A 12,805-nucleotide genomic window follows, 5' to 3' on the forward strand; every position below is an offset into this window, starting at 1 on the left:
CGAGATCAGCGGATGGAGCCTGGAGATCGCGCCCGAGGCGCTCAACTGCGCGGCGCCCGACACCGGGAACATGGAGACGCTGCACCTGTTCGCCACCGAGGAGCAGCGCAAGCAGTGGCTGGAGCCATTGCTGGGCGGCGAGATCCGCAGCGCCTTCTCCATGACCGAACCGGCGGTCGCCAGCAGCGACGCGCGCAACATCGAGACCTCCATCGTGCGCGACGGCGGCGACTACGTCATCAACGGCCGCAAGTGGTGGACCTCCGGCGCGTCGGACCCGCGCTGCAAGATCCTGATCGTCATGGGCCGCACCAACCCGGACGCGGCGAGCCACCAGCAGCAGTCGATGGTGCTGGTGCCGATCGACACCCCCGGCGTGACGGTCGTCCGCTCCACCACGGTCTTCGGCTACCAGGACCAGCCCGGCCACTGCGAGATCATCTACGACAACGTCCGGGTGCCGGTCACCAACCTGCTCGGCGAGGAGGGCGGCGGTTTCGCGATCGCCCAGGCCCGGCTCGGGCCGGGCCGCATCCACCACTGCATGCGCGCGCTCGGCGGGGCCGAGCGCGCGCTGGCCCTCATGGTGGACCGGGTGCAGAATCGGGTGGCGTTCGGCCGCCCGCTGGCCGAACAGGGCGTGGTGCGAGAGGCGATCGCCAAGTCGCGCAACGAGATCGACCAGGCGCGGCTGTTATGCCATAAGGCGGCGTGGACAATCGACCAGCACGGCAACAAGGCCGCGCACACGTTGGTGTCGCAGATCAAGGCGGTGGCGCCGCAGGTGGCCTGCAATGTGATCGACCGTGCCATCCAGGTGCACGGTGCCGCCGGGGTCAGCGAGGACACGGTGCTGGCCCGGTCGTACGGCTGGCATCGGGCCATGCGCCTGTTCGACGGCCCCGACGAGGTGCACATGCGGACCATCGCGCGCGCCGAACTCGGCGCGGAGAAGTCTCCGCTCGCCGCGGCGGTCACACATGACTGAAACACTGCGGGAACTGTCCGGCGCATGGAACTTTCGCGATGTCGCCGACGAGACGCCCGGGCTTCGCCCCGGGCGGGTGTTCCGCTCCGGCGAGTTGAGCCGTCTCGACGACGCCGGCCGCGCGACGCTGCGCGAGTTGGGTATCACCGACGTGGCCGATCTGCGCGCCGCCCGGGAGGTCGCCCGCCGCGGCCCGGGACTGGTTCCCGACGGCGTCGACGTCCACCTACTGCCGTTCCCAGACCTCGGTGACGAGGACCAGCCGAGCGACGACGACGCGCCGCACGAAACCGCGTTTCGGCGGCTGTTCCAGGGCGATCCCGACCAATCCGACGAGGCCGTCAACGAGGCCGCCGTCCGCCACATGATCGACGAATATCGGCAATTCCCGTTTCGCAACGGAGCGCAACGCGCTGTGCGGCATGTCTTTTCGTTATTGGCGGCCGGGCATTCGGTGCTCACCCACTGCTTTGCGGGCAAGGACCGCACCGGCTTCGTGATCGCCACGGTGCTGGAAACGGTCGGCATCGACCGCGACACCATCGTCGCCGACTACCTGCGCAGCAACGCCGCGGTACCGCAACTGCGAGACCACATCTACGAGATGATCCAACAGCGTTCCGACGTCGATCTGACCCCGGAGGTCGTCACGTTCACCAAGGCGCGGCTAGCTGACGGTGTCCTCGGCGTCCGGCCGGAGTACCTGGAGGCCGCGCGCCAAGCCATCGATGAGGCGCACGGCTCGCTGGACGAATACCTGCGCGACGCAGGTATTGCGCAGGCGGATGTCGACCGCCTGCGCAACGAACTGCTCGCCTGATCCCGCGGCTACAGCTTGAAGTTGGCCTGCTTGGCCGCGGAGAGGTCGTCGATCTCGGCCCAGTGCGAGGCGACATCCTCGACCGTCGGCGGCTTGTCGAAGTTGGCGCCCTCGTTCTGGAAGAGCGCCACCCGCTGCACCTTGCCCCCGCCGACGACGAAAACCGATGCGTTGTTGGCGTTTTCCTCGGTGCACAGGTAGGCCACCACCGGCGCGACGTACTCGGGCGTCAGCTTCTCGAGCACCTCCTTGGGCAGGATGTCCTCGGTCATCCGGGTGGCGGCGATCGGCGCGACGGCGTTGGCGTGGATGTTGTACTTCGCCCCCTCCTGCGCCAGCGTGTTGATCATGCCGACCAGGCCGAGCTTGGCCGCCCCGTAGTTGGTCTGCCCGAAGTTGCCGAACAGGCCACTGGTGGAGGTGGCGACGACGACCCGGCCGTAGCTCTGCTCGCGGAAATGCGGCCAGGCGGCGCGCAGCACGTTGTAGCCGCCGTACAGGTGCACCTTGAGCACGGCGTCCCAGTTCTCGTAGGTCATCTTGTGAAACGTGCCGTCGCGCAGGATGCCCGCGTTGCTCACCACGCCGTGCACCGCGCCGAACTCGTCGAGCGCCGTCTTGATGATGTTGGCCGCGCCCTCGGGTTCGGCGACGCTGTCGTAGTTGGCGACGGCCCGGCCACCCGCTTCCTTGATCTCGTTGACGACGTGGTCGGCCATGTTGTGGCCGGCGCCGGTGCCGTCGCGGGCGCCGCCGAGGTCGTTCACGACGACACTGGCGCCCTCACGGGCGAGGGTCAGGGCGTATTCACGCCCCAGTCCCCCACCGGCTCCGGTGACGACGATGACGCGGTCCTGCACTCCTGGCATCAGGTTCCTCTCTAAGGTGAAAACGACGTCCTAGCAAGCGATTTCGAGGTCTCAGAACATCCTGCGGGCCATCTTGAAGGCCCGCGCCGTGTAGGGCGGGTAGATGAAGCTCGACAGGTCGGGCCGGGTCGGCTTGGTCAACACCGACTTGCGGTGGCTGAACTCCTCGAAACCGTAGCGCCCGTGATAGGCACCCATCCCCGACGCGCCGACACCGCCGAACGGCAGCTTGGCCGTCGACACCTGGAAGGCCAGGTGGTTGACCAGCATGCCGCCGGCCGGCACCTCCTTGATCACCCGCTCGCGGGTCTCCCGCGTCTTGGTGAACAGGTAGGCCGACAGCGGCTTGGGTCGCGAGTTGACGAAACGTATTGCGTCGTCCAGGGATTGGACCGTGATCACCGGCAGCACCGGCCCGAAGATCTCGTTCTGCATCAACGGGCCGTCCGGGTCGGGGTCGACCACGACGGCGGGCTGGATCCGCAGGCTCGACGGGTCGCACTTGCCACCGACGATGACCTTGCCGTCGCCGCCGGCCAGGTAGCCGCTGATCCGGTCGAACTGACGCTGGTTGACGATCCGCATGCCGTTGGGCTTGTCGGAGGTGAACTTGGTGATGGCCGCGCCGATCTTGCTCACCAGCTCGTCGCGAACCTTGGCGTCCGCCAACACATAATCAGGGGCGACGCAGGTCTGGCCGGCGTTCAGCAGCTTCATCCAGGCGATCCGCTTGGCCGCGACGTCCACGTCGGCGTCGGCCGCCACGATCACCGGGCTCTTGCCGCCGAGCTCCAGCGTGCACGGCGTCAGGTGGGGTGCGGCGCCTTCGTAGACCTTGCGACCGATCTCGGTGCCGCCGGTGAACAGCACGCGGTCCAGGCCCTGCGCGATGAGCTCCTGGCTGACCGAACCGTCACCCTCGACGACGGCGATCGCGTCGTTGTCGAGGTATTTGGGCACCAGCTCGGCCATCAGGTGCGCGGACGCCGCGGCGATCTCCGAGGGCTTGAGGATGACGGCATTGCCCGCGGCGATCGCACCGACCGCCGGACCCAGCGTCAGGTAGAACGGGTAATTCCACGCGCCGATGATCAGCACCGTGCCGTACGGCTCGTATTCGATCCAACCGCGGCCGGGCAGCTGCGGCATCTCGAGCAGCTGGTACTTGCGGCGCGTCCACCTGCGCACCCGCTTGGCCGCATACTTCGCCTCGCCGGCCGTGGTCGCGACGTCGGCGATGAACGCCTCGAACGGGCTGCGGTCCAGATCCTGTGCGAGGGCGTCCGCGATGGCCGCCTCGTTCTCTTCCATCAGCTTGGCCAGCTGCAGCAACTGCCGCTTGCGCCACTCGATGTCGCGGGTGCGGCCGGTGGCAAAGGTCTTGCGCAGCCGCTCCACCGTCGCGGGCACGTTCGCCGGCTGCGGACCCGGCGCCCCATTGGTGGCGGATGTCGTGGGTGTAACCGATTCGGTGGTCATCATTGTCCTTCCCTGCTTCGGTCATCCCGGAGGCGTCCGCGCTCGCGGCCCGCGACGCTCGTGGGTGATAACCGCGATCCTAACCATCCGGTTGGGAGAGCAGTAGAAAGGATCCGGCCGACCCCCACGACCGTCGCGCAGCCGCCGGCGGCTCGGAAGATCGTCAGGCAGCGGGAGTTGTCCGCGGGCGGAGACTTACAGCCGCTCGGCCACGACGAAGTCGGAGAAGGCGTCGTCGTCGTCGGCCAGCGTGACGTTCGCGATCCAGCGGCCCAGCCGGCGCATCTCGTCCGTCGAGCGCTGCGCGTGCGCCCGCCAGCCGTGGTTGTTCAGCCACTGCGTGACGTCCGCCCGATGCTCGTCGCGGTACATCAGTTCCCCGACGTCGACCGTCTCTTCGATGCCGAGCTCGTCGGCGACCTTGTGGAACCGCTCACGCATCTGCTGGCGGCGCTCGTCGGCGTGCGCGGGCGCGGTCTCGGCCGAGACGCGGCTCCCCGCCGGGCTGAGCTCGCCGATCTGGGTGAACAGCCGGTCCTGCGCCTCGGCCGGCAGGTACATCAGCAAGCCCTCGGCCAGCCACGCGGTCGGCGCCGTCGGGTCGAAGCCCGCCGCGCGCAGCGCGGCCGGCCAGTCCTGCCGCAGGTCGATGGCCACCGCGCGCCGGTCGGTCGACGGGGTCACGCCGTTTTCCGCGAGCGTCGCGGACTTGTACTCGAGCACCTGGGGCTGGTCGATCTCGTACACCACGGTGCCCGCAGGCCAGTCGAGCCGGTACGCGCGCGAATCCAGGCCCGACGCCAGGATCACCACCTGCCGGATTCCGGCGGCGACGGCGTCTTTGAAGTAGGTGTCGAAGAAGTGGGTGCGCACGGCCTGGTAGCCGCGCATGTGCTCGAGCTGCGCCGCGGAGTCGGCGTCGAGAGCTTCGATCTTGGCCGCGACCTCGGGGTCGAGCATGTGCTCCCACAACACCCCCGCGCCGGCGTTGGTCACCAGAAGCTTGGCGTAGGGATCGCGGATGAGGGCGTCGGGCCGTTCGGTTTCGACGGCCCGGGCCGCGGCCACCATGACCGCCGTGCTGCCGACACTGGTCTTGATGTCCCAGGTGTCGTCGTGGGTGCGCAGTGAGCTCATCGCGTTGCTCCTCGGGTCGTGGGGCGAAAGGGTGAAAGTCTTACGAGGCCGGCCCACCGAGACGCGCCCGCAGCAGCGTGCTGCGCACGGCCTCCTCGGCCAGGTCTTCGGGTACCGGGCGGCCCAGCCGGGCCATCTCGTCGCGGTTGTCGACGGTCTCCACCTGCCAGCCGTGGTCGCTCAGCCACTGGCCGGCGTCCGAACGGTCCGGCTCGTGGTAGGTCAGCGCCTGCACGTTGACGTCCAGCCCGAGCCGTTCCCGCATCCGCAGCCAGCGCTGCGAATTGCTCCGGGAGTTCAAGCCGAACGCCTCGATGGCGACCCGGCTCCCCGGGGCGCTGAGAGCGGTGAACATCTCGAAGAGGCGATCTTGCGCGTCGCTCGGCAGGTACGGCAGCAGGCCCTCGGCAAGCCAGGCGGTCGGCTGGGTGCGGTCGAATCCGGCCGCGGCCAACGCCGCCGGCCAGTCGTCGCGCAGGTCGACGGGAACCGGGCGGCGACTCGCCGTGGGAACGGCGCCGTGCTGCAGCAGGATTCCGGTCTTGTATTCGAGCACCTTGGGCTGGTCGATCTCGTACACCGCGGTGCCGTCCGGCCAGTTCAGGCGGTAGGCCCGGGAATCCAGCCCGGCCGCCAGGATGACCACCTGCCGGATCCCGGCCTTGACGGCCTCGTCGAAGTATTCGTCGAAGAAGTGCGTCCGCACGGCCTGGTAGTCGATACCGATGCGGTGCGCCCGGCGTCCCTGCTCGTCGCCGTCGAGCCAGGCCAACGTGGGGTCGGCAAGCCGGGCCCATGCCGGACCGGCCGACGAGACCAATAGGCCGGCGAACTGATCGCGGATCAGCGGATCGTTTCCCGCCGTCTCCGCGGCGCGCGACGCGGCGACGCCGAGCGCGGTGGCACCGACGAGTTCGGTGATGGTCCAGGTGTCCCCGGCTGATCTCAAAGAAGGCGGTATCGACGCGTCCAGGTCAGTCATGACCCGCCCATGCTACCCGGATAAGTTAGTTAGCCTATACGCTTTGTGGGCAACTTCACTGCGGGCTACGCGTCGGGCACGCGGAAGGCGCCTTCGAGCAGTCGGCGCATCATCCCGGTGATGGCCAGCAGGGCCTCGGGGGTCTGGACGAAGCCGGCGTACAAACCCACCCCGCACATCAGGACGACCAGTGCCTCGACCAACGCCGACGCGTCGAAGTCGGCCGGGACCTCACCCCGCCCGATTGCAGCATCGACGGCCCGGACTAAAAACTCCCGGACGATCCGGACAGAATCGTTTTCCGTCGTGTTCCATTCCGGATGGCGCTGCGACTCGAGTACTCCGGTGATAATCAGCGCCGACCCGGCGGGAGTGTCGGAATTGGCGCGCACCGCAACAGAAATGAACGCGGCGAGCTGCGCCGGCAGCGTGGCTTCCCGCTCGGCCTCTCTGATCCCGGTCCCGATGATGGCTTCGTTGGTTTGCTCCAGCACCTCTCGGTACAAGACCCGCTTGCTGGAGAAGTAATGGTTGATCGCCGGACGCGTCAGGTCGGCGCGGGCCGCGATGGCCTGGAAAGTCGCGCCGTCGTAGCCGCGTTCGCTGAACACCAGGCGAGCGGCCCGCATGATCCGCTGTCGCGTCTCGTCCGCCTTTGCGGCAGGGGGCCGTCCCGGCCGACGGCTGACCCGTGAAGACACCGTTAAAGTGTGCCACCGCCATGGTGCGGCATCAGCGCATTTGGCGGAATACTGCCGAATTTGCCGGCCTGGTAGTCCTCCAATGCTTCGACCAATTCCGCGCGGGAGTTCATCACGAAAGGCCCGTAGTGAAATACCGGCTCGCGAATGGGTTGGCCCCCCAGCAGCAGGACATCCATGGCCGTGATGCGCGCCGATTGCTGTGCCCGGTCGGCGCCCACGGTGATCCGATCTCCGGGCCCGAGCACCGCCAATTGCCCCGCGTGAATCGGGTGAGCGACCGGGCCGAGGTATCCGCTGCCCGACAGCACATAGATCAACGCGTTGAAATCGCGTCGCCACGGAAGGTTGATGCGGGCGCCGGGTTCGATCGTGGCGTGCGCGAGCGTGATCGGCGTGTGGGTGACGCCGGGCCCGCGGTGACCGTCGATCTCGCCCGCGATGATGCGGACCAGCGTCCCGCCGTCGTCGGAGGTGATCAACGCCGCGTCGCCCCCCTCGATGGCCTGATACCGGGGCGCCGCGAATTTGTCCCGCTTGGGCAGGTTCACCCACAACTGAATCCCGTGGAAGAGCCCGCCGCTGTCGACGAGTTCGGCGGGCGGCGTCTCGATGTGCAGGATGCCCGAACCGGCGGTCATCCACTGCGTCGCGCCGTCGGTGATCAGGCCGCCACCGCCGTGCGAATCCTGGTGGGCGAACTTGCCGTCGATCATGTAGGTGACGGTCTCGAACCCGCGGTGCGGGTGCCAGTCCGTTCCCCTCGGCTCGCCCGGCTGGTACTCCACCTCGCCCATCTGGTCCATGTGCACAAAGGGATCCAGGGCGGCGGCGCTGACCCCGGCGAAGGCCCGGACGACCGGAAAGCCCTCGCCCTCGTAGCCTCGCGGCCCGGTGGTGATCGATCGGACCGGCCGCTCGATGTCGGCGGGCGCGGCTGCTCCGACGCGCGGCAACGTGAGGGTGTTTGCGGTGATGGCGGGCATGTGAACCTCCGTAGTGAGAACTACCCGTATAACCGGACCGCGGTCCGATTATTCCGGCGGTGTGGTGCGGCGCGGCTGCATAGGATGGCTTGATGTCCGGGGGACGCGTGCCACGACCGGGAGACGGCAACGCGCCGTGACCGAACAGACGGATGACGAAACCCAGCCCGCGGCGGCGTCGACCCCCGGCGCCGGCGGACGATTCGGGGCCTCGATCAGGAGGTCCGGCTACCTGCAGAAGTGGTTGCTGCTGGGGGTCACGATCGGCGTCGTCGCCGGCCTGGGAGCCGTCGTCTTCTATTTGGCGCTGAGGTACACCGGCGAGTTCCTACTCGGCTATCTCGGGGGCTACCACATCCCGACGCCCGTGGGCGAGGGCGGCGGCCGCGGGGACTCCACTTTCCGCCGCGCCTGGGCCATCCCGTTGGTGACGACGGGTGGGGCGTTGATTTCCGCCTTCATCGTCGCGAAGCTCGCCCCGGAGGCCACCGGCCATGGGACCGACCAGGCCATCGAGGCCGTGCACGGTGATCCGCGCGCCATCCGCTTCCGCGCGGTGCTGGTGAAGATGGTGGCCAGCGCGCTGACGATCGGATCGGGCGGTTCGGCCGGGCGCGAGGGTCCGACGGCGCAGATCTCCGCGGGCTTCTGTTCTTTACTCGCTCGGCGGCTCCACCTGTCCGATGAGGACGGCCGCATCGCGGTGGCGCTGGGTATCGGCGCCGGCATCGGGGCGATCTTCGCCGCGCCACTCGGAGGGGCGGTGCTGGCCGCGTCGATCACCTACCGCGACGATTTCGACTATCGCTGTCTGCTACCGGGATTCATCACCTCCGGCACGGCCTACGCGGTGCTGGGCGCGTTCCTCGGCTTCGATCCGCTCTTCGGCTACATCGATGCCGAGTACCGATTCGAGAGGGCATGGCCCCTGCTGTGGTTCGTCGTCATCGGCCTGGCGGCTTTCGCGGTCGGTTACCTCTACGCGCGCACATTCCACGCCGCGGTGCGCCTCACCCGCCGACTGCCAGGCGGCCCGGTGCTGAAACCGGCGAGCGGCGGGCTTCTCGTCGGATTGCTGGGGCTGGTGATTCCCCAGATCCTCAGTAGCGGCTACGGGTGGGCGCAGCTGGCGGCCGACCGGGGGTCACTATTGGCCATCCCGCTGTGGATAGTCGTCGTGCTGCCGGTCGCCAAGATCGTCGCCACGTCACTGTCGATCGGCACCGGCGGCTCCGGTGGACTCTTCGGGCCGGGAATCGTGATCGGCGCCTTCGTCGGGGCCGCGGTCTGGCGCCTGGGCGAGCTGTCCGGCCTGCCCGGTGTTCCGCACGATCCCGGGATCTTCGTCGTGGTCGGCATGATGACGTGCTTCGGAAGCGTGGCGCGGGCGCCGCTCGCGATCATGATCATGGTCGCCGAGATGACCGGTTCGTTCTCGGTCGTGCCCGGGGCGATCCTCTCCGTCGGCATCGCCGCGCTGCTGATGTCGCGCACCAACGTCACGATCTACGAATCACAGCGCCTGAACCGCGATACCGCCGCGGCCGAGCGCGAATGTCGGACCGAAGACGGCGATTAGGAAGCGCCGCGCGCGCTGCTGGCGGCGTCCTTCTCGGTGGTCGAACCCTCGTGGGTCAGCTTCCCGCCCGCGCTCTCCAGGTGCGCGCGGACGAACCACTGAAACTTCTCCAGGTTTCCGGCCTGATCGATCAACAGGTCCTGGGTGACCGGGTCGAGCTCCTCGGTCTCCTCGATGTACTTGCGGATGTCCTCGATGACACCGGTGTAGACGAGGTCCAGCGCGGCCAGGTGGGCCTGGACCGTGTCGCGGCCCACCGAATAGTCGTCCCAGGTGCGGTCTTTGATGATCGCGCCGGGCGTGCCCTGCGGTGAGCCGCCCAGGGCCGCGATGCGTTCCGCGACGTCATCGGCGAAGCCACGGACCGCCTCGACCTGCGGGTCGATCATCTCGTGCACACCAATGAAGTTGGGTCCCACCACATTCCAGTGAACGTGCTTGAGCGTCAGGTGAAGATCGTTGTAGGTGCTCAGTTGCTTCTGCAGCAGTTCGGTCAGCCGCGCTCCCTGTTTGTCAGTGAGCCCCGGGATGGTGAACTGTGTCATCGATTTCCTCCGTTTCGCACACGGTCACGTCTTCGCTGTGGGTTACCCGATGGCCGGTGCTGAAAACGCCGCCTCGGCGAGGCCATGACCACGTTTAGAGTTCGCTGATGTGCTGCACCGGCAGCCGGGGGCCATGCCGGGGCTCGTATGCCAACCCGCTGGCCTCGAGCAACCGGACCACGCGGTGGCGGTGTGGGCGCATCGGCTCGAGCAGTTCGAGCATGCCCGCGTCGTCGACGGGGCGGCCCAGGAGCGTCCAGCCGATCATCTTGGGGACGTGATAGTCGCCCACCGACAGCGCGTCGGCGTCGCCGAACGCCCGCTGGGCCGTTTCGGCGGCCGTCCATTCCCCCACCCCGGGCAACGACATCATCGCCTCTCGGGCCCGCGCGGCCGGACGGTCCATCAACCGTTCCAGCGAATCGGCCCGCCGCGCGCACGCCACCAGCGTCTGCGCACGCCTCGGATCGACGTTGGCGCGGTGGAATTCCCACGACGGGATGCGTCGCCACACTTCGGCCGATGGCGGCACCCGCATCCGCGCCGGCGCCGGGCCCGGGGCCGGCGAGCCGTACTTGGACACCAGCAGGCGCCACGACCGGAACGCGTCGGCACCGGGCACCCGCTGCTCGATGATCGCCGGGATCAGGGCCTCCAGCACGAGCCCCGTGCGCCCCAGGCGCAAGTGCGGAATCCGACGCTGGGCGTCGGCGACCACCGGATTCAGGGGCGCGAAATCCGAAGCGTCGTCGTGCATGCCCAGCAGCGCGGGTAGCCGTTCGACGAACTCCGGAGCCCCGCCACCCCACGCCAGGCAATGGGCGGCGTTGACGGCAGCGCGGCTGATCCGGGCGGTGACGGGACCGGTCGGCAACAAGCTGGTCCGCCAGATCGCGCCGTCACCGGACGCCTGGAAACACGGATCCCCGAAACCGCGGCGCAGCGGCGCCAACGTGTGTCCGAAGCTGACCGCCCCGGGGAACGTGACCGTGCGCGCGACTTCCACCGACCGACTCTCCAATTGACCGTTAACGAGGTGCCAAGTCAATATTGCGGTGTGATGACGCCGTTCGATGACCCGCAGGGCGAACTGGCCTGGATGTTCCTCCAAAGCACGAGCGAGGGGGGCGACCTCGACGAAGGCTTCGCGCTGCTCAGTGACGACTTCACCTACTGGTCACTGGTCACGCGCAACTCCTGCGACAAGGAGACCTTCCGCCGAACGGTCGAGCGGCGCAAGTCCGAACTCGAGCTGACCATCGACCTGGTGCGCTGCGTCAACGAGGGCGAAACCGTGGTGGTCGAGGCCCAGGCCAACGGGACCACCACCGGCGGCGTCGAATACGACAGCCCGTTCGTCTGCATCTTCGACACCCGCGACGGGTTGATCGTCTCGATGCGTTTGTACAGCGACACCCGGGCTCACGAGGCCGCTCTGCCCGGGTGGATCTGCTAGGACGCCGAGACGCTGATTTCGGCCTTGTTGGGGTAGAAGGCGACGTGCCCCTTGATCGCCGCGACCGCCGGGTAGGGCTGCTCATAGGTCCAGATCACGTCCTCGACGGTATCTCCGGCGGAACTGGTCACGCTGTAGTAGCTGGCCTCCCCCTTGAACGGGCAGTAGGTGCTGGTGTCCGTGCGAGTCAGCCGGTCCTGCACCACGTCGCTCATCGGAATGTATTGCACCGCGGGCAAAGTCGCCTCGCGCAATTCGAGGGCGGCCGTCGTGTCGGCGACCAGCTCGCCGTTGACGCGGACCTGCACCCGACCCCGGGTCGGCTCGATGGTGATCGGGTGGCCGGCATTCGGCTCTTTGATTTCGGGATGGCTCATGGTTCCTCCTAGACGCCGATAACCGGTCCAACACGGGCCGGGGCCCGACGCTTCCCGATCAGGGCGGTCCGAATGCGTAGCGGTGATATTGCGCCATGTTGGCCATGGCCGGAACCAGGGACATGGCCCTGCCCATCAGGTGGTAGGCCCGCGGCAGCCGCTCGAAGGTGGCCGATTCAAACCACCGCACCCAGGAAAGCAGTCGAGTTCCGGGCACCGCCGCGAGTACCTCGTCCGGGCCGTCGATGCCCCAGCTCAACTTGGATCCCGATCTGCGCACCACCGCGTTGATCCACTGCGTTTTGATACCCGTCCGGTTGAAGGCGTCGAATTGCAGCTCGCCGTGTTCGAAGTGATCAACGATCCGTTGCAGCAGCGCTGTGCCGTTCTGTTCGGATAGATACATGGTCAGCCCTTCGGCGATCATCAGCGCAGGCCGGTCGTTGGGTATCTCCGCGAGCCAGGCCGGATCGGTAACCGACGCGGCGACGACGTGGCAGTGCGGGGCAGCGGGGTAGAGCCGGGTGCGCAGTTCGGCGACGTCGGGGTAGTCGATGTCGTACCACTCCACCAGCGGGCCCGGCTGGAGCCTGAAGTATCGGCCATCCAGTCCGCAGCCCACATGCAGGACAACGGCGTTCGGATGCGCGTCGAGGAATTGGCGAGCCCAGATATCGAAGTGCGCGGTGCGGGTCGTCACCGACGCTGATCTGCGCGCGGTGATGGTGGTCTGCGCCCAGTCGTACTCGATCCGCTCGACGACCTCCTTGGCATAACGGTCACCCAGGATCGGGTTCGGCAGGTCAGCGTCGAGCGCCTTGGCGTAGAGCGTCGCCAGCATCGTCTGTGGCGGCCCGTGGAGATCGACGCGTATGCGGTCCACCGG

14 protein-coding genes are annotated in these 12,805 nt (G+C 67.9%); 4 read left to right on the forward strand and 10 right to left on the reverse strand.

Annotated elements, in window-relative coordinates:
* The coding region (locus A9X04_RS17620) for an acyl-CoA dehydrogenase family protein (RefSeq protein WP_067923069.1) at positions 1 to 988 on the forward strand (988 nt) is incomplete at its 5' end.
* Positions 981 to 1,808, forward strand: a complete 828-nt coding sequence (locus tag A9X04_RS17625; protein ID WP_067923072.1) for a tyrosine-protein phosphatase — start codon at positions 981 to 983, stop codon at positions 1,806 to 1,808. The genes A9X04_RS17620 and A9X04_RS17625, both read left to right, overlap by 8 nt.
* Positions 1,809 to 1,816: 8 nt before the next feature.
* Here A9X04_RS17625 and A9X04_RS17630 read toward each other — a convergent pair whose 3' ends face one another.
* From A9X04_RS17630 to A9X04_RS17655, 6 genes are all read right to left on the reverse strand, one after another.
* A complete protein-coding gene (locus tag A9X04_RS17630; protein ID WP_067923075.1) occupies positions 1,817 to 2,677 on the reverse strand; it encodes an SDR family oxidoreductase in 861 nt (286 codons plus the stop codon).
* 51 nt (positions 2,678 to 2,728) lie between these two features.
* Positions 2,729 to 4,159, reverse strand: a complete 1,431-nt coding sequence (locus A9X04_RS17635; RefSeq protein ID WP_067923078.1) for an aldehyde dehydrogenase family protein — start codon at positions 4,157 to 4,159, stop codon at positions 2,729 to 2,731.
* A gap of 192 nt (positions 4,160 to 4,351) precedes the next feature.
* Positions 4,352 to 5,284 carry a class I SAM-dependent methyltransferase gene (locus A9X04_RS17640; RefSeq protein WP_197509210.1) on the reverse strand — a complete coding sequence of 311 codons (933 nt, stop codon included), beginning with the start codon at positions 5,282 to 5,284 and terminating at the stop codon, positions 4,352 to 4,354.
* A gap of 49 nt (positions 5,285 to 5,333) precedes the next feature.
* Positions 5,334 to 6,275 (reverse strand): class I SAM-dependent methyltransferase, encoded by a 942-nt coding sequence (locus A9X04_RS17645; protein WP_067923083.1) that lies wholly within the window; start codon positions 6,273 to 6,275, stop codon positions 5,334 to 5,336.
* Between the two features lie 65 nt (positions 6,276 to 6,340).
* Positions 6,341 to 6,976, reverse strand: coding sequence for a TetR/AcrR family transcriptional regulator (locus A9X04_RS17650; protein ID WP_082972949.1), 636 nt, complete (start codon positions 6,974 to 6,976; stop codon positions 6,341 to 6,343).
* A 2-nt stretch (positions 6,977 to 6,978) separates the two neighbouring features.
* Entirely contained in the window at positions 6,979 to 7,962 is a 984-nt protein-coding gene (locus tag A9X04_RS17655; RefSeq protein ID WP_067923086.1) for a pirin family protein, read from the reverse strand.
* Positions 7,963 to 8,098: 136 nt separating this feature from the next.
* Here A9X04_RS17655 and A9X04_RS17660 point away from each other — a divergent pair, with 136 nt between their 5' ends.
* Complete coding sequence (locus tag A9X04_RS17660; protein ID WP_067923089.1) at positions 8,099 to 9,541, forward strand: chloride channel protein; 1,443 nt, start codon at positions 8,099 to 8,101, stop codon at positions 9,539 to 9,541.
* On the opposite strand, the gene dps is transcribed toward A9X04_RS17660, so the two are convergent.
* Positions 9,538 to 10,086: a DNA starvation/stationary phase protection protein Dps gene (gene dps / locus A9X04_RS17665; RefSeq protein ID WP_067923093.1), complete on the reverse strand. Its 549-nt coding sequence runs from the start codon at positions 10,084 to 10,086 to the stop codon at positions 9,538 to 9,540. The two genes, A9X04_RS17660 and dps, sit on opposite strands and share 4 nt — an antisense overlap.
* A 94-nt stretch (positions 10,087 to 10,180) precedes the next feature.
* Positions 10,181 to 11,092: a DNA-3-methyladenine glycosylase gene (locus A9X04_RS17670; RefSeq protein WP_067923096.1), complete on the reverse strand. Its 912-nt coding sequence runs from the start codon at positions 11,090 to 11,092 to the stop codon at positions 10,181 to 10,183.
* Positions 11,093 to 11,146: 54 nt separating this feature from the next.
* On the opposite strand from A9X04_RS17670, the gene A9X04_RS17675 reads away from it, so the two are divergent.
* Positions 11,147 to 11,542, forward strand: coding sequence for a nuclear transport factor 2 family protein (locus A9X04_RS17675; RefSeq protein ID WP_067923099.1), 396 nt, complete (start codon positions 11,147 to 11,149; stop codon positions 11,540 to 11,542).
* Here A9X04_RS17675 and A9X04_RS17680 read toward each other — a convergent pair.
* Together A9X04_RS17680 and A9X04_RS17685 are read right to left on the reverse strand one after the other, a co-directional pair.
* Positions 11,539 to 11,919, reverse strand: a complete 381-nt coding sequence (locus A9X04_RS17680; protein ID WP_067923102.1) for a DUF427 domain-containing protein — start codon at positions 11,917 to 11,919, stop codon at positions 11,539 to 11,541. The genes A9X04_RS17675 and A9X04_RS17680 overlap by 4 nt on opposite strands.
* A 58-nt stretch (positions 11,920 to 11,977) precedes the next feature.
* Positions 11,978 to 12,760, reverse strand: coding sequence for a class I SAM-dependent methyltransferase (locus A9X04_RS17685; RefSeq protein WP_156764403.1), 783 nt, complete (start codon positions 12,758 to 12,760; stop codon positions 11,978 to 11,980).
* Between the last annotated feature and the right edge of the window lie 45 nt (positions 12,761 to 12,805).

The sequence above is a fragment of the Mycobacterium sp. E3247 genome (assembly GCF_001667785.1).
GTDB lineage: Bacteria > Actinomycetota > Actinomycetes > Mycobacteriales > Mycobacteriaceae > Mycobacterium.

What these genes read in the sequence shown, in the direction of transcription:
- A9X04_RS17625 (WP_067923072.1), top strand. Translation starts at nt 981, where the DNA reads ATGACTGAAACACTGCGGGAACTGTCCGGCGCATGGAACTTTCGCGAT.
- A9X04_RS17630 (WP_067923075.1), bottom strand. Translation starts at nt 2,677, where the DNA reads ATGCCAGGAGTGCAGGACCGCGTCATCGTCGTCACCGGAGCCGGTGGG.
- A9X04_RS17635 (WP_067923078.1), bottom strand. Translation starts at nt 4,159, where the DNA reads ATGATGACCACCGAATCGGTTACACCCACGACATCCGCCACCAATGGG.
- A9X04_RS17645 (WP_067923083.1), bottom strand. Translation starts at nt 6,275, where the DNA reads ATGACTGACCTGGACGCGTCGATACCGCCTTCTTTGAGATCAGCCGGG.
- A9X04_RS17655 (WP_067923086.1), bottom strand. Translation starts at nt 7,962, where the DNA reads ATGCCCGCCATCACCGCAAACACCCTCACGTTGCCGCGCGTCGGAGCA.
- dps (WP_067923093.1), bottom strand. Translation starts at nt 10,086, where the DNA reads ATGACACAGTTCACCATCCCGGGGCTCACTGACAAACAGGGAGCGCGG.
- A9X04_RS17675 (WP_067923099.1), top strand. Translation starts at nt 11,147, where the DNA reads ATGACGCCGTTCGATGACCCGCAGGGCGAACTGGCCTGGATGTTCCTC.
- A9X04_RS17680 (WP_067923102.1), bottom strand. Translation starts at nt 11,919, where the DNA reads ATGAGCCATCCCGAAATCAAAGAGCCGAATGCCGGCCACCCGATCACC.
- A9X04_RS17685 (WP_156764403.1), bottom strand. Translation starts at nt 12,760, where the DNA reads ATGCTGGCGACGCTCTACGCCAAGGCGCTCGACGCTGACCTGCCGAAC.